Source organism: Alteromonas sp. W364 (assembly GCF_031846205.1).
In the GTDB taxonomy this organism is placed as follows: Bacteria; Pseudomonadota; Gammaproteobacteria; order Enterobacterales; family Alteromonadaceae; genus Glaciecola; species Glaciecola blandensis.
The window spans coordinates 1-19,896 of the sequence record NZ_JAVRID010000007.1 but is presented as its reverse complement, the minus strand read 5'-3'; the positions used below and the strand labels follow the sequence as shown (position 1 = coordinate 19,896).

Below are 19,896 nucleotides of genomic sequence, written 5' to 3'. Positions count from 1 at the left end.
CCCTTTTTTTATGAAAGCAGTTTTCGTTTTTCTTAGCCTTATATTCTTACACTTAAGCTCTGCGGCTAATGCTGTGCAGGCACTCACGTCTGAGCAATTGAAGTTGATTGGCGAAAAGATTTATTTGAATGAAACAGGCGGCAAAGCCGAGCACCTGGTCGCTTGGAATGATGGTGAATCTTTTGCCAGTCTGGGCATTGGTCATTTTATTTGGTTTCCAGAAAACCTAGAAAGCCCGTTTACCGAAACTTTTCCGGGTTTAATTTCTTATTTTGAATCGCGCGATGTAGCCGTTCCGCAATGGTTGCTTGCCGAGCGAGACTGCCCTTGGCAAACCAAACCGGCATTTTACAACGCACAAAATAGCGAAAAGATGATGTCGCTTCGCAAGCTCATGGCATCCACTTTTGAACAACAGGTCGAGTTCATTTATCAACGCATGCAAGGCGCGCTTGATACCATGTTAAATGAGCTTGACGATCCTGTGGAAAAATCCTTGGTAAACGAGCGATTTAAGGCACTAGCGGAAACTGAAGCCGGCATGTACGCGCTGATAGATTACGTTAACTTCAAAGGGGAAGGCACCGCAGATTCAGAGAAATACCAAGGGCAAGGTTGGGGTTTATTACAAGTATTGCTCGCCATGGAAACAGATAAGAAAAACATTAATCAAGCGTTCACCAAAGCCTGCGGTGACATCCTCACTCGTCGAGTTGAAAATTCACCGCAGCAAGAAGTTGAGCAGCGTTGGTTAGCAGGATGGAAGCGTAGGTGCTCTACCTACTCTTCCTTTCCAAACTAACTTAGAGGTTATGACTTCAGGTCAACGATAACACGCCCTCTCACGTTCCCCGCGAGTAGCTCACCAGCAGTGTTCACCACATCCTCCAGACCAATGACATGACTTATATCGTCAAAGTCACTCGCTTCGAGGAGTTCCGCCAAACGAGACCAAGCTTCTTCGCGATCAGCCAAAGGACGCATGACACTATCAATACCTCGCAATGTGATACCGCGAAGGATAAACGGTGCCACACTGGCTGGAAAATCCATGCCCTGAGCAAGACCACAGGCAGCTACAGTGCCGCCATATTTGGTGCTCGCACACACATTTGCCAAAGTATGACTACCCACTGAATCAACTGCACCTGCCCAACGTTCGCGCGCCATTGGACGGCCTGGTTCAGATAACGCATTGCGATCAATAATGTCACTGGCACCCAAGGCTTTTAAGTACTCGCTTTCTGAGGGTCTTCCGGTAGAAGCAACGACGGTATAACCAAGTTTAGATAGCAGCTTTATTGCATAACTTCCTACGCCACCATTTGCGCCGGTGACAAGAATTTCACCTTTATCTGGCGTCACCCCGTCTTTTTCTAAAGCGATCACACATAGCATGGCAGTATAACCCGCTGTACCAACTGCCATGGCTTGTTGCGCTGAAATTCCTAGGGGTAACTTAATTAACCAGTCGCTTTTTAAACGTGCTTTTTCTGCCAAACCACCACAATGTACTTCACCCACACCAAAGCCGTTCAGAAGAACTTCGTCACCCACTGCAAACTTAGTATTTTCGCTTGAAGTCACCGTCCCAACCAAATCGATACCAGGGATCATCGGGAATGACCTCACAACTGGACTTTTACCCGTAATCGCTAATCCATCTTTGTAGTTCAGCGTGCTGTAACTCACATCAACACTAACATCACCTTCTGGCAATACTGAATCGTCAATGTCTTGTAATTGTGCTGTGTACTGGTCGTCATCTTTCTGAATCAAAATACCTTTAAACATAAAATCTCCGCTGTGGTTTGAAGAATCACAAGTGTGATCGTTGAGTATAGTTAGTTTATTTCAAACAGCTAATACCACCTTGGTAGCACTCAAGCAAACTGCTGTTATACATAGGTTTTTCCTATTAGCAATCGCTCCTGTCACACTTATCACATCAAATCGACCTTTCATCCCAAAGCACTATTTTTACCCATTCAAACTCGTATGATAAAACTGTTACCTACTTCTAATCCCTAGACACTAGGTACTTGAGAGGGCTAGTTTAGCCCTCTTTTTTTATGCCCTCATTCCAAGTCTGTCTACTCATCGCAACACCTTGAAGACACTAAAATAAAACCATAAAAAACGGAGCTCAATATTGCTATTGGCTCCGTTTTTTGATCTTGAGGGTACTAGAAAGTGAAACTTACGCCCACCTTATAAATGCGCCCTAAAGTATCAAATTGACTTGGGAAAGTATTACCCGAGTTTGCTCGAGTTGCACCAATCTGGTTGCCCAGCACAGGTGGATCTTTCTTCAACATATTGTCGATACCAGCGGTTACTACTGCCCAATCCGTTACGTTGTAGCTAGCGAACAGGTCAAAATAGTCATACGAATCAATCTTTCTGAATGCTTCGAACCTGCCAGCTGCTTCTGGCAACTCCACATCAATTGAGTTGATATGTCTCCACTGCAAGGACACTGTTAACTCGTCCATTGTCCACGTAGTACGCTGTATCCAACGTAAATCTGAAATCGGCGTACAGCTTGTTCCGTAGAAGCCCTTACAATCAATAACTGGTACGTTATCAGAACTTTGAGACTCTTGTGTTAAATACTTATTTATATTCCCTGAGAAATTTAAGTCGCCGTATTCATCAAGGTCAAAACCAACATTAAAGGTAATCTCTAAACCTTCAGCTCTTAAGAACTTCAAGTTACTAGTGAATAAGTTAACACCAGCTGAACTCCCGGTTAGATCACCTCCAACACGATTTATCTTCGAACATTCACCTTCAAGTCCTTGTATATAGCAAGAATCAAGGACTTCCTGAGCGGAGAAGTTGCCGATGATATCTTTGATATCTATGTCGTAGTAATCGGCTGACACAGTGAAACTTGAGAAAGTGTCAAAGTCTGGAGTCCAAACAAAGCCAGCGGTAGTGGTATCAGCTTCTTCTGGACCAGGTGGGTTTTGAGGGTCGCTACCAGCAAAGGTGTTAATTTGGCCAGAAATAATATCCGGTATAACACCGACTTGTGCAGCAGACATACCTGTTGAAATACAAAGTTGGCGAAGTCTATCGTCAATATTCGCGGCATTCTCAACAGAACAAGGGTCTAAAGTGGCGTTGCTCAAACCTGAAGTTACCGGAGAAGACAATTCCGCAATATTAGGTGCGCGATTAGCACGCTGCTTCATCACTCTTACAAGCAACTCATCAACCGGTCGCCAATTCACGCCATATTTCCATGAATCGGTAGTACCAATAGTGTCGTAGTCTGAGGTTCTAAAGCCAAGTTCCAAATCGATCTTCTCAGCAAATGCGGCACCGTCTACAAGCGGCAATAATGCTTCGAAATAGATGTCTTGTGTACTGTAACCACCTTTAATTGGTAGTAGATTACCACCAGCGCCACCCTGACAACTTGCTGGAGCAAGTTTTAGACATTCATCAGGCTCTAGCAAGCCAGTTTCATTCCGAAATTCGAAACCGAAACTCATCGATAGCGGTGCATCAGCTGTCGGCAACGAAATCGCATCTACCGGACCAGTGAAAACCACGGAGCCAATCTCTTGCTCATACTTTTGTTGTTGAATGGCAATAGCTCTCGCAAAGCCAGCCTGCTCTTCGGTAATCGTACCAAAACCACCAAACAGATCGATAGGCACACAAGTACCACCGGAAGCACATGTTACGCCATCTCGCGTATCAAGCGCTGCTTGAATATTGGGTAAATTTGTATATCCATCACGAACAGTTGTTCGGTTTGATTCACCGTATTGGTAGGACACATCATATTCCCAGCCATCATAAATCTCACCACGTACGCCTAAATTTAACTGCCAGATGTCTGAATCAAATCGTTCAGTTCGTGGGCCAAGTTCCAAGGTTCTTCTGCGCAAGCGCACATTTAAGGAGTCCTCAGAATCTACAACACCATTCGCGTTAGCATCAGTCCAACTGCCGCCATCTACTAAGGAGCCGCCAGCCACTGCATCGTTCGCACCATCTAATATCCATTGTAAAGCTTGGTCGCTAATAAATGGATTATAAAGTGGTAGATCAAATGCAGCGCCGAAAGTACCCGAAGGAGCTACTTGTTGATCAACTGAACTGTTTGAATAATTAAATGACGCATAAACTTCGGCATTGTCATTAATCGTGTAGTGGGCCAAGGCAGTTGCTGAGTATCGTTGCGCTGGTGTTTGATAGAAATTGAACGGGTTGAAGTTAAAACGACTACATTGATCACCCAAGGTTCTGTCGTCTCTAAATTGTCCAGATACGCCGGTACCAATCAGCTCAAAGCGGGTAGGAATTGCGGTTGTTGATCCACTGCCATTCACAAAATCTACAACATTCGGGCCACCACAACCAGCGACGGGTTCAGCTGGCGTTTGCCCTGCAAGAAATTCAGAATAGCCAGCGCCAGTATTTGAGTTAATACCTAGCTGCCCAAGCGGTCTTTGGCCCAATCGAATAGCCTCACGCTCGAACCAAGATATAGATAAAACGGCATTTCCACGATCATCATCAAAATTGGAACCTAAGGTTAAGGCAATGCTGTCTTGATCACCATCCGACTCATCCGTTTGTGAGTGATTCATTGACAACGAAACACCTTCGAAATCTTTCTTTAGGATAACGTTGATTGCGCCTGCTACAGCGTCTGAACCATAAACGGCGGAAGCTCCACCAGTTACCACATCAATTCGCTCAATTAAGGCCGTTGGAATGTTAGTTGTATCGACTTGACCATTAAAGTTAAACGGCACCATTCGCTTGCCCTCTAAAAGAACAAGGTTTCGCTGTGCACCTAGCCCTCGAAGATCAATCGTTGCAGCACCCGCGGTACCGTTATTGGCGTTACTACCATCCGCAGGAATGGTGGAAGGTAATGCTCGTAATACACGCTCAAATTCTGGTGTTTGTGCGAATGTAATTTCTTCTTCGCCGATAGAAATAATTGGACTTGTCGATTCAATACCTGGTGCTCGAATTCGACTGCCAGTAACAGAGATTTTCTCTATGACTTTCTCTTCTGCCTCCGCAGTGTCTTGCGCGCTTGCTGTGGCGATAGTCATGCTTGACATAATACCCACACAAAGCGCCAGACTGACCGAGTTGGCTAATTTTGACTTTGTAAACATTGGTTTCTCCCCTGAGAACCGCTCACCGATCTAGCTGAAATTGGCGTAGCGATATTTTATTTTTATGTGAGCAAATTGGTTTGCCCAACTCTAAACTAGGCGCAAAGGTACGGTCTCACTAGGCACTATCCACGAAACGACAAAACGATGTGACAAAAGGCATGAATTGCTGGATAAACGGGGGGAACTATTTTTGCTAAACAACAACGTTGTATGAGAAGCCATCTTAGTGATGGACGGAAAACTAAAGATAATCCACTGAATTTAATAACAAATTATTACAATTAGATACAATTTTTAGACATTTCCTTGAAGGCATAAGAATCAAGCCTTGGGGCCAAAGGTATCGAACATAGGGTGAAAAGGGGAGGTGCAAAAGTTGGCTAATTGAACAAAACACGTTTATGGTAATAAAAAGGATAAAAAATAAACAAGTGATTGTGACCTATGACAGAAATGCGAATGCTAAAGTCTCGATACTTTTGGTTGGCCAACAGTGCTTTTTGGGTAGCCGTGTTGGGCATTTTTGTTCATATTCAATATGGCACTGTGCTTGGTACTGCGGACGAGTTGTCTTGGGGACGAACGTGGGTCCTCATGAGCCCTTGGTTTTTAACATGGATACCTGTTACAGCAGTCATCTTCAAAGTAGTCAGTCATAACGCACGTCGCGACCAACACTTAACTGCAAAAATTCTGAGTCATGCGGTTTGGGCGGGCTTACTCCTATCGTTTTACTGGCTCTTTTGCAGCTCTATTAGAATACTGTTACGAGATGATAGTCTTAGCGATTTATGGGATGTCTCAACCCATATCTTCACTAATAGTGCTCAGCTCGATATTGCGATATATGTGGGTGTTCTTGTCATTGCTCTCAGCATTAACTTTTATCACAGAGCCATGCAAGAAAGCATGGAGCTTCGTCGCGTGCAAAATGATCTAGTTCAAGAGCAGCTCAAGGCATTACGGACTCAGCTCAACCCGCACTTCCTATTCAATACCTTAAATACAATCGCTAGTTTGGTTCGATTAAAGAGAGAAAAAGATGCAGTAAGTGCCTTGTCTGAGCTCAGTATGATGCTACGAAAAATATTAGAAAACAAAGAACACACCGATATCAAAGTGAAGGATGAGATCTCGTTTATCCAAAGCTACCTAACCATCCAAAAGATGCGCTTTGCAGACAAATTGAATACCAATATTAGCGTTGAGCCAGACTGTATGGAAATTGAAATACCCAATATGCTTTTACAGCCATTAGTTGAGAACGCAGTGCAACATGGCTCGCAAATGGAATCGAATAGCAACCCCGTTAATTTGAACATCACTCGCAGCGACAATGAGCTTATGTTCGTGTTAACCAATAAGATTTCAAGAGGTGATAAACACGATGGATTTGGCATCGGTTTGTCTACTACGAGGGAACGATTAAACCGCTTGTATCAGAAATTCAGACTAGAGCTAACGCCGCTGAATGACGGTGTGTTTCAAACAATTTTAGCCATACCCATAGGAGCAAAGGATGCTTAATATACTGATCGCAGATGACGAACACTTAGCACGCGAAACCTTAAAACTGTTACTCAGCGAAATTCCATACATCGGCAAAGTGTATGAAGCAAAAGATGGCACTGAAGCCCTTAAAATAGCACATGAAGTCGACCCAGATATTGTGTTGTTAGATGTCGAGATGCCTGGCTATTCTGGTTTGGAATTGGCGAAACATTTACCCGAGCGCAGTACAGTTGTTTTCGCCACCGCATACAATGATTACGCTGTTGAAGCCTTTGAGCTAAGTGCTGCAGATTATATTTTAAAACCTTTTGAAGACGAACGTTTTGAGCTAGCTATAGAGCGTGCTGCAGAGCGCGTTCGGGACAAAGAGTCACAACATTTCCAAAGCCTTCAAGAAGCCTTTCAACAGCTGTTAAGAGAAAAGCAAAGTGAGTACCGAAAGCGTTTAGTGATTAAAGATCCGGGTCGAATTCGACTAATTGATGTTGAAACGATCAACTATATCGCAGGCGCAGGTAACTACGCGGAAATTCATCTGAACGATGGCAAAACAGTCCTACATCGTGAGACCTTATGTGAGCTAGAAAAGCAACTGGACCCAAGTTTGTTTGTGCGTATTCATCGATCATCGATCGTGCAACGAAAACATGTTGTAGAACTACGCCCAAATGACAAAGGTGATTACTCGGTAATTTTAGATTGTGGTGAAACCTTAACTCTATCCAGACGAAATAGAGCGAAGTTAGATGAATTAACTTGTTGATGCTTCTCCATAAACTCTAGCGGCAGCTATGCTAGCCAAGACCCAAAGTAAAAAGCCACCTTAAATTGAGGTGGCTTTTCTATCAACAATCAAAAATAGTGAGAGCTATTACCGATCTAAGTTCATTACCTTAGTCCAAGCGGCAACAAAATCATCGACAAACTTTTGCTTGGAAGTGTCATAAGCATACACTTCAGCTACAGCACGTAGCTCTGAGTTTGAACCGAAGATCAAATCTACTGAACTGGCTGTCCACTTAGTCTTGCCCGTTTTACGGTCAAGTCCTTCATAAACACCTTCTTGTGACGCTTTTTGCCAAACTGTCGACATGTCCAGCAAATTCACAAAGAAATCATTGCTTAGCGTACCTGGTTTCCCAGTAAGTACACCGTGACTAGCACCGGCATGATTTGCATCTAGCGCACGTAATCCACCTACTAACACAGTCATCTCTGGCACGCTTAGATTTAGCTGGTCGGCTTTATCTACCAGTGCTTCAGTCGGCGATTTATAACTTTCCTCAGCATCGAAGTAGTTTCTAAACCCATCGGCTTGCAATTCGAGTAGGCTGAATGAGTTTTCGTCAGTTTGAGCTTGTGTGGCATCACCACGTCCTGGGTTGAACGGTACATCAACATTGAAACCCGCATCATCAGCAGCTTTCTCTATTGCCGCTGCACCACCTAGTACGATAAGGTCAGCCAAAGACACCTTTTTACTGCCTTTGTTTGTTTTCGCTTGAATGTCTTTAAGTACCTTAATGACTTTCGCCGTTTCAGCCGGGTTGTTTACCGCCCAATCTTTCTGCGGAGCTAAAGCAATACGAGCACCGTTTGCGCCACCGCGCATGTCTGAATGACGATAGCTTGCTGCTGACGCCCAAGCTACTCGAACCAATTCTGACACTGACAAACCTGAATCTAAGATTTGTTTTTTCAGTTTTTTCGCATCATTCGAATTGATCGTTGACTGCGTATCTTCCGATATCGGATCTTGCCAAATCATCACTTCTTTCGGGACTTCTTTACCCAAGAAATTAGCAGGTGGACCCATATCTCTATGCGTTAACTTGTACCAGGCTTTAGCAAAAGCCAATTGATACTCTTTCGGATCAGCTAAGAAACGCTCAGCAATTTTTCTGTACTCAGGGTCAAACTTCAACGCTAAGTCGGCCGTTGTCATCACTGGTGCATTAAACTTACCTTTCACATGTGCGTCTGGCACTGATTTATGCAGTGATTCGTCGGTTGGGATCCACTGAATTGCACCTGCTGGACTGCGTGTTTGCTTCCACTCAAAGTTTAATAAATTGCTTAAGTACAATGACGTCCAACGAGTCGGAGCCTGCGTCCACGCACCTTCTAAGCCACTGGTTACTGTATCTTCAGAGTGACCTTTGCCACATTTGTTCTTCCAGCCTAAGCCTTGCTCTTCGATTGGTGCTGCACCTGGCTCAGGACCTACGCAATCTGCTGGCTTGTGAGCACCGTGCATTTTACCGAAGGTATGGCCACCTGCGATTAACGCGAGCGTTTCTTCATCGTTCATTGCCATGCGGCTAAACGCCACGCGAATGTTTTTCGCGGAACCAAGTGGATCTGGTTTACCACGAGGACCTTCAGGATTTACGTAAATTAGACCCATGTGTGTAGCGCCAAGTGGACGCTGTAATTTACCTTCACGGTCTTCGCGGTCGCTAGCAAGCATTTCAACTTCTGGGCCCCAATACACCATATCAGGCTCCCAATCGTCTGCACGGCCACCAGCAAAACCATAGGTGTCAAAGCCCATGTTCTCTAGAGCAACGTTACCGGCTAAGACCATTAAGTCAGCCCATGAAAGGTTTTCGCCGTACTTTTGTTTGATTGGCCACAGTAAGCGGCGAGCTTTATCGAGGTTACCATTGTCCGGCCAGCTATTTAGCGGGTCGAAACGTTGTTGACCGCCACCTGCGCCGCCGCGCCCATCTAGTGTACGGTAGGTTCCTGCGCTATGCCATGTCATGCGGATAAAGAATGGGCCGTAGTTGCCAAAGTCAGCAGGCCACCAGTCTTGAGACGTCGTGAGTAGTTTGTCGATGTCTTTCTTTGCAGCATCGTAATCGAGTTCGCTGAATGCTTTAGCATAGTCGAAGTCCGCACCGTAAGGATTGGAACGACCATCTTGATCGCGTAATTGAGAAAGATCGAGTTGGTCTGGCCACCAAAATTGATTCGTTTTTGCTTGGCCATCTCTGACGTTGCCAGTTCCCATGGCACCTTTTGGCTTAGTGATTTCCGCCGTTTCAGCGGCTGTCGACATTGCGGCGCCAGACAAACAAATTGCGCTGACTAATCCTGCAATACATGCTTTTGAAAACAAGTTTTGCTTTTTCATGTTGTTGTTCCTCTTCGTGAACATATGTGTGTTGAACATTAAAAATATCCACTTCATGCCTAACCCGGATTGACGGCAACAGCGGATAGTCCTTTTGGGTTTATTCAAAGCTTTGGAATTGTTTGCTAGCAAAAACAATTCGTGCGCAAATGCTGTGCAAGCAAATTACTGCGCGAGTAAACCGTATGAATCAGTATAGGCAGGAAAATAGATTTATGGTCCTGAATAAAACCGATTGGTGTAATCGGAAAAACTGTCCGGCGCGGACACTTCAAGTGTCCGCGGACGCTTAAAAAAGCCACAAAATAAAAATTAAGCCAACAAAAACATACACTTAAAAGTTGGCACAAACATCGCTTTATATCATTAAAAATGAACAAAGGATTAAACAAATGTTGGCTTTTTATCTTCTTATAACACCTGTTTGCATCGTCGTTTTTGCTAGCCTTGTTAATCAAATAACACAAATTTTCTCGTGTACTAGAGATGAAAATTGGAGTTTGGATAATGATTAAGGATACCAGCGCTCAAGATGTCGTGGTCAGCCCAAAGCGCAATAAAACTAAGATCGCAATTTTAGTCGGTGTGATCACTTTGCTAATTGCCTTGACTGCCAAAGCCTTTATTTTTGACGCCAAAGCTAGCCGCTCATTCGATAGAAGTAGTGTACAAGTTGCGACGGTTGAATTGGGTGATTTGATTCGTGATGTCAGTGCAAACGGCAGAATCGTCGCAGCCAATGCGCCTCAAATATATAGCCCAGAGCAAGGGTTTGTGGAACTGAAAGTCAATGCAGGCGATAGCGTAAAAGTTGGACAAATCATTGCCGTCGTTGAAAGTCCTGAACTTGCGAATGAACTGCAACAGCAGCGCTCTGAAATGAATAGGTTAGAGGGCGAATTATCTCGCCAAGAGCTTGATTCACGTAGCCAAGCCTTGCAATTAACCAAGCAACTCGATATTGCACAAGTAGACCTCGAAGCGGCTCAGCGCGAAAACCGCAGAGCGCAAGCATCTATTCAAAGTAACTTAATTAGCCAAATTGATTTTGAGAAAGCGGTGGATGACCTTGCTCGGGCGAAACTCACACAGAAACATGCAAAAGAAGAAGTTGCCATCGCAAAAGATAGACTGCAGTTTGAACTTGATAGTGCACGCAGCCGACTTGCTAGACAAAGCCTAGTGGTTGAAGAACTAGAACGAAAGATTGCGCAATTGAACATCGAAGCAAGTGTAAACGGCGTTGTGGGTAACTTGCTTGTCCAAACCAAAGCACTCGTTGCCAAAAACGACGCATTAATGACCTTAGTTGATTTAAGTGCCTACGAAGTAGAACTGAATGTAGCGGAAAGCTATGCAAACGATATTGCGATTGGCATGCCAGTTGAAATCAAGGTATCTGGTAATACGGTCATGGGCACCTTGTCCGCCATTTCTCCAGAAGTGGAAAACAGACAAGTCAAAACACGAGTACGTTTTAATGAAGAATCTGTTGAAGGTATCCGTCAGAACCAGCAGGTTTCCTCACGAATTTTACTCGATAACAAATTACAGGTCGTCAAAGTTAGACGTGGCAGCTTCATGCAATCTGGCGGTTTCGTAGCCTATAAAGTTGATGGTGATATTGCCACCAAAATAAACATTAGCACCGGTGCTAGCAGCATGAGGGAAGTTGAAATCCTCAGCGGTTTGCAACCTAACGACCAAATTATTATTTCAAATTACGACGAATTTAACGGTATCGAACAACTGCGTTTGAACTAAAAAAAGGAATACATCATGTTAAGTATGAAGAATATCAGTAAAGTTTATCAAACAGAAAAAGTCCAAACGCACGCTTTACGCGATTTCAACCTTGAAGTAGAAGAAGGTGAATTTATAGCAGTGACTGGCCCATCAGGTTCAGGTAAAACCACATTCTTGAATATTGCAGGCATGCTTGAACCGTTTACAAGTGGCGAATTCAGCTTAGACGGCGTAGATATCGGTAAGCTTAACGACAACCAAACTGCTGATTTACGAAATCAAAAAATTGGCTTTATTTTCCAAGGCTTTAATCTCATTCCAGATTTGAACCTATATGAAAACATTGAAGTTCCATTGCGATATGCTGGCATAAAGAGAAGTGAGCGCAAACTTCGAATTGAAGAATGTTTAGAAAAAGTAGGCTTAGCTAGCCGCGCAAAACACTTGCCACAACAGCTATCGGGTGGACAACAACAGCGTGTCGCGATTGCGCGGGCTTTAGCGGGTAAACCTCGTTTCTTGCTAGCCGATGAGCCAACCGGTAATTTAGATTCGCTCATGGCGCGTCAAGTCATGGAGCTCTTAGAAAAAATCAATGAAGATGGCTCAACCATTATTATGGTAACGCATGACCCTGAGCTTGCCCGCCGTGCGCCACGCAATATACAGGTTGTTGACGGTCAACTTGCTGACTTCACCATGTATCAAAACAAAACAATTGAAGCGATTGCGGCTTCAGCGCCGGTAGTGGAGGCTTAAGCATGTTTACTCACTATATTGACCTGGCGTGGAGAAGCTTAAAACGCACGCCAATGGTGTCGATTCTCATGGTTTGCGCTATCGCCATTGGTATCGGTATCACCATGACGAGCTTATCGGTTTATCACATGATGTCGATGGATCCGATCCCCTCAAAAAGCGATCAACTTTTTGCGGTCCAACTCAATACCACTGATGAGGGCACTGATTGGTGGACCGAAGACAATATTGCTTTGCAACTGACCTATAAAGACGCGATGTTTCTACATAATCAAGAATCGGCGTTTCGTAAAACAGCCTCAATGAAAGGGATGGCTACCGTTCATATGAACAATGATGAATTGAAGCCTTATTTAGCGGCAACTAGAGTTGTTGGGCATCAGTTTTTTAATATGTTTGAACTAGAGTTCATTTATGGTGGGCCATGGACGATCGAACAAGAACAACTAGCTGCACCTGTCATCGTTATAGATGAAGAAACGAGTGAAAAGCACTTTGGAAGACCAAACTCAGTGGGTGAGCAAATCTATCTGGATGATAGGTCATATCAAATAGTGGGGGTCACAAAAAACTGGGACATACACACGAAGTACTACGATCTTAACAATGGTGCATTCTCTGGCGTCGAATCAATTTTTCTGCCGATCACCTTGATTGAAGCTCAACAATTAGATAACTCTGGCAATACTAATGGCTGGAAGTTTGAAGAGATAGACAGTTTCGAATCCTATCTCCAATCCGAACTCGTTTGGTTACAGTTTTGGGTAGAGCTTCCCGACCATCGAACCAAGAAAGACTATGAAAGTTTCCTTTTTGCGTACCTAGAGGAACAAGGAAAGCTAGACCGTTTTGAGCGTAAAAAGCCAGAGTACAAGCTCAGGGACGTGAATGAATGGATGGAATACAACAGGGTTGTCTCCGAAGATAACAAAGTATTGGTTGGCCTGAGCTTTCTCTTTCTTGCAGTTTGTTTAGCAAATATATTGGGGCTACTGCTAGGTAAGTTCCTCAAGCGAGCGCCTGAAGTAGGGGTGCGTCGAGCGTTAGGAGCTAATAAGCGCCAGATATTCCTACAACATATTATCGAAGTCTCAATGTTGGGCTTGCTTGGCGGCGCGCTGGGTATTGTGGTGGCTCAGATCGGTTTGTGGGGCGTAAGAACGACAAATCAAGAGTACAACGCATTGGCATCAATGGACCTTAGCATGTTATTGGCAGCGCCAGGCATTGCAATATTGGCCTGTATTCTCGCTGGCTTATATCCAGCTTGGTTAGTCTGCAGAACGCAGCCAGCTATTTACTTGAAAACCCAATAGGAGCAACAATCATGTCAGAAATCATCCCTATTTTTCGCGCCCTTCTTCGCTCAAAAGCGGGTGCACTCATGTTGCTCATACAAATTGCCATTACCACGGCCATTGTAAGCAATGCCGCATTTATTATTAACGATCGTATTCAATACTTAAACACTGAAACGGGTTACCCCGAGAAAGAAATTTTTTCGTTTTCGATTAGTAGCTTTGGTGAAATTAGTGATCTTTCGGTTATGTTAGAGCAAACCGAAGAAACAATACGGAATATGCCAGGAGTAATAGATGCAAGCCTCGTGAACGCAGTGCCTGTCTCTGGCAGCGGTTCCGCCTCTACATTTGGTTCACAGCCGAGTAGTGAACGAGGTGAAGAGATAAGAGCGGCCTACTTTACTGGAGATGAGCATATACTCAACACGCTCGGCCTTAGTGTGTTTGACGGGCGCAACTTTGAGAAAAATGAGGTTGTTGTTGGCACCGATAGGAATGCGGTAGCCCAAGTTGCTATTGTAAGCAAAGCTTTTATTGACCAAAAATTTCCTGAAGGCAACGGTTTAGGACAAACTATTTATTTTGGAAATGACCCATTAAAAATTGTGGGCGTTGTTGAAGAAATGGTGGGCCCTTGGCTGAAGGACAATCAAGCACAAAACGTGGTTATTATGCCGATTGCGCGAGCGGACAAGCAGCAAAAGTTCATTGTTCGCGCTGAAGCCGATCAACGTGCCGCTGTAATGCGCCAGATAGATGATATATTACTAGCAGAGCACAACAAGCGGGTGATCATGTTTAAACGTGGCATGGATGAAGCGAAAGACAATTACAATGCCTCTGATATCCTGATGTTGCGAATGCTTGTAGTATTAATTGTCGTGCTAGTATTAGTAACAGCGTTGGGCATATTCGGTATGACCTTGTTTAATATTAACAAACGTACCAAGCAGATTGGAACACGTAGAGCTTTGGGTGCGAGAAAATCAGCAATCGTGAAGTACTTTTTAACTGAAAACAGTATCATTTGTATTAGCGGAATGCTGATAGGTTCAATCGCTGCCGTCTTTTTAGGTAATTCATTGATGACACGCTTTTCTATCCCGGCTTTGGATATAAATTATATCCTCACCACTGCAGTGTTCGTTTTAGTGATAAGCTTGGTTTCTGTTATTTTTCCGGCGATACGCGCTGCAAATATTGCACCGAGCATAGCGACGCGTAGTATTTGATCTGGCATATTTAGTCGGGCACATTTAATCGGGCATATTGTCCCACTGAAAGTCATAAAACAAGAGTGGTAAACACATGGATAAGATTCTGATTGTTGACGATACACCCGCTGTACTTCAGGCCCTGTCGTTACTGTTAGAAATCCATGGCTACGAAGTGATTACAACCACGTCGCCGGCAGAGGCTTTGAGATATGTCGATCAGTTGCGAGTGTCTTTGGTTATTCAAGATATGAACTTCACTCGCGACACAACGTCTGGCGAAGAAGGCAAAGGTTTATTCTTCGCCATGCGTGAGCTTAACCCTCACTTGCCCGTGATTCTGATCACAGCATGGACGGATCTTGAGCAGGCGGTTGAATTGGTCAAAGCGGGAGCGGTGGATTACATCGCTAAGCCTTGGGACGACCAAAAGTTAATCAATACAATCGCCAACCTTGTTGCCCTAGGCAAAGCCAATCAAGCCTCAGAAAAGCTACAACGCCAAAAAGAAGCCTTAGAAGGTAGTAAAACATCTGCACAAAACGTTGGTTTAGTCTACGCTAGCGCCGGTATGCAGCGTGTCGTCGACATGGCTGTGCAGGTTGCCAAGTCTGACATATCTGTATTGATAACGGGTGCCAACGGTAGCGGCAAAGAAAAAATAGCCGAACTCATTCAAGCTAACTCACCACTCCATGAAGCCCCATTTATCAAAGTTAACTGTGGCGCATTGCCCGCCGATTTAATCGAGGCCGAACTGTTTGGCGCAGAGGCGGGTGCTTATACTGGTGCGAACAAAATGCGGGTTGGCCTATTTGAAGCGGCGAATGGCGGCACGCTGTTTTTAGATGAAATCGGTAATTTGCCATACTCTGGCCAAACGAAGCTGTTGCGAGTATTGCAGACCGGTGAATTTCAACGCTTAGGCTCGGTGAATACCTTACACACCAAAGTGAGAGTGATATCCGCTACAAATTCAAACTTAGTTGATGCAATCGCAAGCGGTGAATTCAGAGAAGATTTATATTATCGCCTAAACGTTATCGAACTATCCCTTCCGTCGCTTAGTGAAAGAATTGACGACATTATGCCCTTGGTAAACCACTTTTTAGGCGACCGCGAAGTCAGTTTGGCTGCCGAAAATACACTGCGCCAACACCCTTGGAATGGCAATGTTCGGGAACTAGAAAATGCATGTAAACGAGTCGCTGTACTAAAACCTGTAGGTGTAATAGAAGCGCAAGATTTTGCGCTAATGGATACTGCGGGTAAGCAGCAGAGCAAGAATGACGTCACTAAAAACGCAATTGAGCCAAGCAAACAAGAACTCGAAGATGCGATGCGAGAATACCAAGGTGTCGTCGCCAAAGTTGCGCGTCATTTTGGCTTAAGCCGACAAGCATTATATCGCAGACTGGATAAGCACGGAGTTGCCTATTAATGCGCATAAATACCTTGCCTCGAATTTATATCGTCGTTGCGTGCATCAGTCTACTAGCGACACTTCCTTTACTCTTTCTCAGCCCATTAAGCTTACCAGGTAAGATTGTTGTCGTCATTGCCACCGTCTTGATTGCCATGGCTGCGACTCGTTATTTATTGAGAGATTTAAAAGAGGGTTTAAGCGCATTAGAAACCGGTTTACTCAACCTAAAAGACGGCGAATTTTCAAGTACCTTAGCTTACAAAAAAAGTGACGAAATTGGTCATCTTTGTGATTTGTACAACGACACCGCCATGCAGCTTCGCGCTGAAAAGCATTGGCTTTATCAGCGTGAATTACTTCTGGATAAAGTGACTCAAAGCTCACCTGAAGTACTCTTTTTAGTCAACGACCAACAGCAAATCATCTTTAGCAATATCGCCGCTAGACAGTTTTTCCAAAGCCTAAAAGGTTTAGATGGCAGCATGCTTTCAGCATTGGTCGATGGGGCCCCTCAGGGCGCAGCTGAAGCCATAAAAGCAAGAAAGGAAGGCCTATTTACCTTGCTACCTAGCGACAGCGAACCACAAACGTGGCATATGTCGACAGGTCATTTCTTGTTAAACAATCAAGCTCATACTTTATATATTTTAAAGCAAATGACACGCGAGTTAAGCCGCCAAGAAGTGGCGGTTTGGAAAAAAGTTATCCGCGTTATCAGTCACGAGTTAAACAACTCTCTCGGCCCAATTTCTTCTATGCTTCATAGCGGCAAAATATTAAGTGAGCAACTTAACGAAGAAAAGTTGGGGCGTGTTTTTGAAACCATCGATGACCGTATCAAGCATCTCAGTGATTTTGTTCAGGGCTATGGTAAATTTGCCAAGCTACCTGAACCGAAGATTGAAGCGATTAACTGGCAAGCGTTGATAGAAGAATTATCCCAGCAATGGCAATTTAGCTACTTGGAAAGAGGCATCGATGACTCACATAGTGTAGCCCCCACAAATCTCAGTATTCACGCGGACCAAGTACAAATTGAACAGTTGCTGATTAACTTGCTTAAGAATGCACATGAGTCTGGCTCTGCAGCGGATCAAGTTGTTATAGAAGTGGAGCTTCGTGGTACTGAGGTAATCATACTGGTACTCGACCGCGGAGAAGGCATTTCCGACAATGTAATGAGCAACGCGCTCATTCCTTTTTATTCAACTAAACCCAGCGGCAGCGGTTTAGGCCTAGCCTTATGTAGAGAAATTATCGACGCCCATCACGGCCAAATCGGCCTGTATAATCGCGATGAAGGAGGCTTAGCGGTTAGAGTGTCTTTGCCGCGGTTGATTGGCTAGCGCCAAACAATCTTAACCGCCAGTAACCGCTGGAAAGAAGGCTATTTCATCGCTATCTTTAATAACTGTATCGCGCGAACTCATGGTTTGATTAACCGCGACAAGTAAATGCTCGGCGCTTAATAGTTGCCACTTTTCATCATCTTTTATCATGCCGGTGACCAACTCTGTCACTGTCGCACTGGTTTCGCCAGTCATCTCGTGAATGGATACAGCGACTTCAGACGTGTGAAGTTGCTCTCTTACCGAAGCAAAAAATTTAACGGTCGCCACAATCTGTACTCCTCATTTTTGTCTCAGTTATAGAAAGCGTCGTGTGCCAAATATACTCCCAAACTACGCATACTTGTTTCCTGATTTACCACCTTCCTTGTGTATCATTTGTGTTCCTTCTATGCGCATGAAGGGGTCGACAGCTTTGCACATATCAAAAAGTGTTAATAGGGCCACAGAAACCGCCGTTAATGCCTCCATTTCAACACCCGTCTTGCCTGATAGCTGGCAAAGTGCCTCAACACGAATGCGCTTCTTTTCGGCTTGAATATCAAAATCGACAGACACTTTGGTCAATGCTAAAGGGTGGCAAAGCGGAATTAAGTCAGCACATCTTTTCGCACCTTGGATCCCTGCTATTCTTGCCACTGATAAGACATCACCTTTTGCGTTTGTGTTATCTTGCACTTGCGCCATAGCTTCGTCATTCAGATAGATAAAACCCTCTGCGACAGCCACACGTTTGGTCACGGCCTTGTCAGTAACATCGACCATATTCGCGTTGCCTTTTTGGTCCACATGAGAAAGGGTATTTTTAGTCATTTCGCTTATACCTTCGTCCATTTCTCAGTGAGATGGCCCACAAAATTACAAGGCCTGTAAGTACTATCGAGCTGCTTACCAATGATGTTATTCCAAGCTGTTTTGCACGCGCCTGTTGAGCCTGGTACACAAAAGATGACTGTGTTATTTGCTAAGCCCGCAAGCGCTCGAGATTGTATGGTAGAGACGCCAATCTCTTCCAAAGAAATCGCTCTGAATACTTCACCAAAACCTTCGACATGCTTGTCGAAAAGCACAGACATAGCTTCAGGTGTTGAATCGCGACCAGAAAAACCGGTACCGCCAGTCGTGATAATGGCGTGGATATTTTCGTTAGCGATCCAGTCAGAGGCTATCGCTCGAATTTGATATACATCGTCTTTCACTATTTGATGGCTGTGTACTGTGTGCCCAGCATCTTCGATAGCGCTTGCAAGGTAGTTGCCCGAGGTATCATTTTCCGCCGTGCGGGTATCAGATATCGTTAAAACCGCGACATTTAAAAAAGTTTTTTCTTTGGATGCAGTCATAGCACTCATTGTTGATATTAATTAAGGGAGTACTCATAGACTAAATTGCGCGTGCTCTTTTCTCAACGCTTTTATTCTTTTTTCTGCTGGCCAGTTTGAATTCATTAATGATAAATCAAAGAGATAGTCTTAAACTTGCTCAAGCTTTAGTATACTTGATGAAATTCGTCATCCGGATTCACTACATAGGGAGAGGTTTTGTCAAAACGTGCGGTCTGCTTAACGTGCCACTATCCTCAATCGACCTGCGTGTGCTCGGCTGTAAAAGAATGTAATAATCAGCACGACATTCTTGTTGTTCAGCACCCAAGTGAGGCAAAGAATGCTAAAAATACCGTTCGTTTGTTAAGCTTAAGTCTGAATAAATTAACCGTCATATCTAGCGCCGATGAAGAAGCGATGCTAACACTGAAAGCGACTTGCTTGAATGCAAAGCAAGGGATCTACTTTGTGTTTCCGAATGCTGAAAGCCAAAGCTTTGAAACGGAAGTATCTAAACGCAAAAAGGATATGTGTGTTAGCGCCAACTTACACAAAAAAACAGAACAAGAAAAACAAACATTCATTTTCATCGATGCTACATGGCGAAAAGCTAAGCGCATTTGGTTAGAAAATCCGTGGATGGATTTTTGCAAAAGTCTACACTTCGACGAGCAAATAGACAGCCTTTATCACATCCGAAAGACCAGCATCGACAATGGCTTATCGACCCTAGAGGCCGTTGCGTATGTATTGCAGAAAAGCGAAGAGATTGACGTCGCCCCCTTACTTAGCCTATTTGAGCATATGCAGTCGTTTTGGCTGCAACGTAGATGAGAGCGAAAATAACTCTTTTATTTGCTGCTATAAGATTAGTTTTTATGGCTATTTGCATTCTAAGGTTGGAAAGTACCTTTTTTGAGTTGTATCTATAAAGCTAGCATTGGTTGGAACGAGGTTGGCAACCGACTC

The 19,896-nt window shown here is 44.2% G+C and carries 16 protein-coding genes; 10 read left to right on the top strand and 6 right to left on the bottom strand.

Annotation, left to right across the window (positions count from 1 at the left end; translation table 11 throughout):
* The first annotated feature begins 73 nt into the window (after positions 1-73).
* Complete coding sequence (locus RM556_RS12110) at positions 74-802, top strand: hypothetical protein (protein WP_311374706.1); 729 nt, start codon at positions 74-76, stop codon at positions 800-802.
* An 8-nt stretch (positions 803-810) separates the two neighbouring features.
* Here the strand turns inward: RM556_RS12110 and RM556_RS12105 are convergent, their stop codons facing one another.
* Positions 811-1,794, bottom strand: a complete 984-nt coding sequence (locus RM556_RS12105) for an MDR family oxidoreductase (RefSeq protein ID WP_311374705.1) — start codon at positions 1,792-1,794, stop codon at positions 811-813.
* A 392-nt stretch (positions 1,795-2,186) separates the two neighbouring features.
* Positions 2,187-5,153 carry a TonB-dependent receptor domain-containing protein gene (locus RM556_RS12100; RefSeq protein ID WP_311374704.1) on the bottom strand — a complete coding sequence of 989 codons (2,967 nt, stop codon included), beginning with the start codon at positions 5,151-5,153 and terminating at the stop codon, positions 2,187-2,189.
* Positions 5,154-5,615: 462 nt separating this feature from the next.
* Between RM556_RS12100 and RM556_RS12095 the strand changes: the two genes are divergently transcribed.
* Entirely contained in the window at positions 5,616-6,683 is a 1,068-nt protein-coding gene (locus tag RM556_RS12095) for a histidine kinase (RefSeq protein ID WP_311374703.1), read from the top strand.
* On the top strand, positions 6,676-7,431 hold the full coding sequence (locus RM556_RS12090; RefSeq protein WP_311374702.1) for a LytTR family DNA-binding domain-containing protein: 756 nt from the start codon (positions 6,676-6,678) through the stop codon (positions 7,429-7,431). The genes RM556_RS12095 and RM556_RS12090 overlap by 8 nt, the downstream gene beginning before the upstream one ends.
* Before the next feature lie 108 nt (positions 7,432-7,539).
* On the opposite strand, the gene katG is transcribed toward RM556_RS12090, so the two are convergent.
* Positions 7,540-9,807 carry a catalase/peroxidase HPI gene (gene katG, locus RM556_RS12085; RefSeq protein WP_311374701.1) on the bottom strand — a complete coding sequence of 756 codons (2,268 nt, stop codon included), beginning with the start codon at positions 9,805-9,807 and terminating at the stop codon, positions 7,540-7,542.
* 507 nt (positions 9,808-10,314) lie between these two features.
* Here katG and RM556_RS12080 point away from each other — a divergent pair.
* The 6 genes from RM556_RS12080 (at position 10,315) to RM556_RS12055 (ending at position 17,599) form a co-directional block, all read left to right on the top strand.
* The gene (locus tag RM556_RS12080; protein ID WP_311374700.1) at positions 10,315-11,571 is read left to right on the top strand and encodes an HlyD family efflux transporter periplasmic adaptor subunit; all 1,257 of its coding nucleotides are present in this window, start codon (positions 10,315-10,317) and stop codon (positions 11,569-11,571) included.
* A 15-nt stretch (positions 11,572-11,586) separates the two neighbouring features.
* Entirely contained in the window at positions 11,587-12,312 is a 726-nt protein-coding gene (locus tag RM556_RS12075) for an ABC transporter ATP-binding protein (protein WP_311362557.1), read from the top strand.
* A gap of 2 nt (positions 12,313-12,314) precedes the next feature.
* Positions 12,315-13,628: an ABC transporter permease gene (locus tag RM556_RS12070; protein WP_311374699.1), complete on the top strand. Its 1,314-nt coding sequence runs from the start codon at positions 12,315-12,317 to the stop codon at positions 13,626-13,628.
* A gap of 11 nt (positions 13,629-13,639) precedes the next feature.
* Positions 13,640-14,845 (top strand): FtsX-like permease family protein, encoded by a 1,206-nt coding sequence (locus RM556_RS12065; protein ID WP_311374698.1) that lies wholly within the window; start codon positions 13,640-13,642, stop codon positions 14,843-14,845.
* A 76-nt stretch (positions 14,846-14,921) separates the two neighbouring features.
* On the top strand, positions 14,922-16,268 hold the full coding sequence (locus RM556_RS12060) for a sigma-54 dependent transcriptional regulator (RefSeq protein ID WP_311374697.1): 1,347 nt from the start codon (positions 14,922-14,924) through the stop codon (positions 16,266-16,268).
* Positions 16,268-17,599 (top strand): ATP-binding protein, encoded by a 1,332-nt coding sequence (locus RM556_RS12055; RefSeq protein ID WP_311374696.1) that lies wholly within the window; start codon positions 16,268-16,270, stop codon positions 17,597-17,599. The genes RM556_RS12060 and RM556_RS12055 overlap by 1 nt, the downstream gene beginning before the upstream one ends.
* A gap of 12 nt (positions 17,600-17,611) precedes the next feature.
* On the opposite strand, the gene RM556_RS12050 is transcribed toward RM556_RS12055, so the two are convergent.
* The 3 genes from RM556_RS12050 to moaB form a co-directional block, all read right to left on the bottom strand.
* Positions 17,612-17,872, bottom strand: a complete 261-nt coding sequence (locus RM556_RS12050; RefSeq protein WP_311362562.1) for a MoaD/ThiS family protein — start codon at positions 17,870-17,872, stop codon at positions 17,612-17,614.
* 63 nt (positions 17,873-17,935) lie between these two features.
* Positions 17,936-18,415: a cyclic pyranopterin monophosphate synthase MoaC gene (gene moaC, locus RM556_RS12045; protein ID WP_311374695.1), complete on the bottom strand. Its 480-nt coding sequence runs from the start codon at positions 18,413-18,415 to the stop codon at positions 17,936-17,938.
* Between the two features lie 5 nt (positions 18,416-18,420).
* The gene (gene moaB / locus RM556_RS12040) at positions 18,421-18,945 is read right to left on the bottom strand and encodes a molybdenum cofactor biosynthesis protein B (RefSeq protein WP_409220084.1); all 525 of its coding nucleotides are present in this window, start codon (positions 18,943-18,945) and stop codon (positions 18,421-18,423) included.
* Between the two features lie 198 nt (positions 18,946-19,143).
* On the opposite strand from moaB, the gene RM556_RS12035 reads away from it, so the two are divergent.
* Positions 19,144-19,761 carry a tRNA-uridine aminocarboxypropyltransferase gene (locus tag RM556_RS12035; protein WP_311362565.1) on the top strand — a complete coding sequence of 206 codons (618 nt, stop codon included), beginning with the start codon at positions 19,144-19,146 and terminating at the stop codon, positions 19,759-19,761.
* The last annotated feature ends 135 nt before the right edge of the window (positions 19,762-19,896 follow it).

Bases quoted from the DNA above. Each gene is read 5' to 3' on its own strand.
- RM556_RS12055 (WP_311374696.1), top strand. From the start codon at position 16,268: ATGCGCATAAATACCTTGCCTCGAATTTATATCGTCGTTGCGTGCATC.
- RM556_RS12075 (WP_311362557.1), top strand. From the start codon at position 11,587: ATGTTAAGTATGAAGAATATCAGTAAAGTTTATCAAACAGAAAAAGTC.
- RM556_RS12100 (WP_311374704.1), bottom strand. From the start codon at position 5,153: ATGTTTACAAAGTCAAAATTAGCCAACTCGGTCAGTCTGGCGCTTTGT.
- RM556_RS12060 (WP_311374697.1), top strand. From the start codon at position 14,922: ATGGATAAGATTCTGATTGTTGACGATACACCCGCTGTACTTCAGGCC.
- RM556_RS12065 (WP_311374698.1), top strand. From the start codon at position 13,640: ATGTCAGAAATCATCCCTATTTTTCGCGCCCTTCTTCGCTCAAAAGCG.
- RM556_RS12095 (WP_311374703.1), top strand. From the start codon at position 5,616: ATGCTAAAGTCTCGATACTTTTGGTTGGCCAACAGTGCTTTTTGGGTA.
- katG (WP_311374701.1), bottom strand. From the start codon at position 9,807: ATGAAAAAGCAAAACTTGTTTTCAAAAGCATGTATTGCAGGATTAGTC.
- RM556_RS12090 (WP_311374702.1), top strand. From the start codon at position 6,676: ATGCTTAATATACTGATCGCAGATGACGAACACTTAGCACGCGAAACC.
- moaC (WP_311374695.1), bottom strand. From the start codon at position 18,415: ATGACTAAAAATACCCTTTCTCATGTGGACCAAAAAGGCAACGCGAAT.
- moaB (WP_409220084.1), bottom strand. From the start codon at position 18,945: ATGACTGCATCCAAAGAAAAAACTTTTTTAAATGTCGCGGTTTTAACG.
- RM556_RS12105 (WP_311374705.1), bottom strand. From the start codon at position 1,794: ATGTTTAAAGGTATTTTGATTCAGAAAGATGACGACCAGTACACAGCA.
- RM556_RS12070 (WP_311374699.1), top strand. From the start codon at position 12,315: ATGTTTACTCACTATATTGACCTGGCGTGGAGAAGCTTAAAACGCACG.
- RM556_RS12080 (WP_311374700.1), top strand. From the start codon at position 10,315: ATGATTAAGGATACCAGCGCTCAAGATGTCGTGGTCAGCCCAAAGCGC.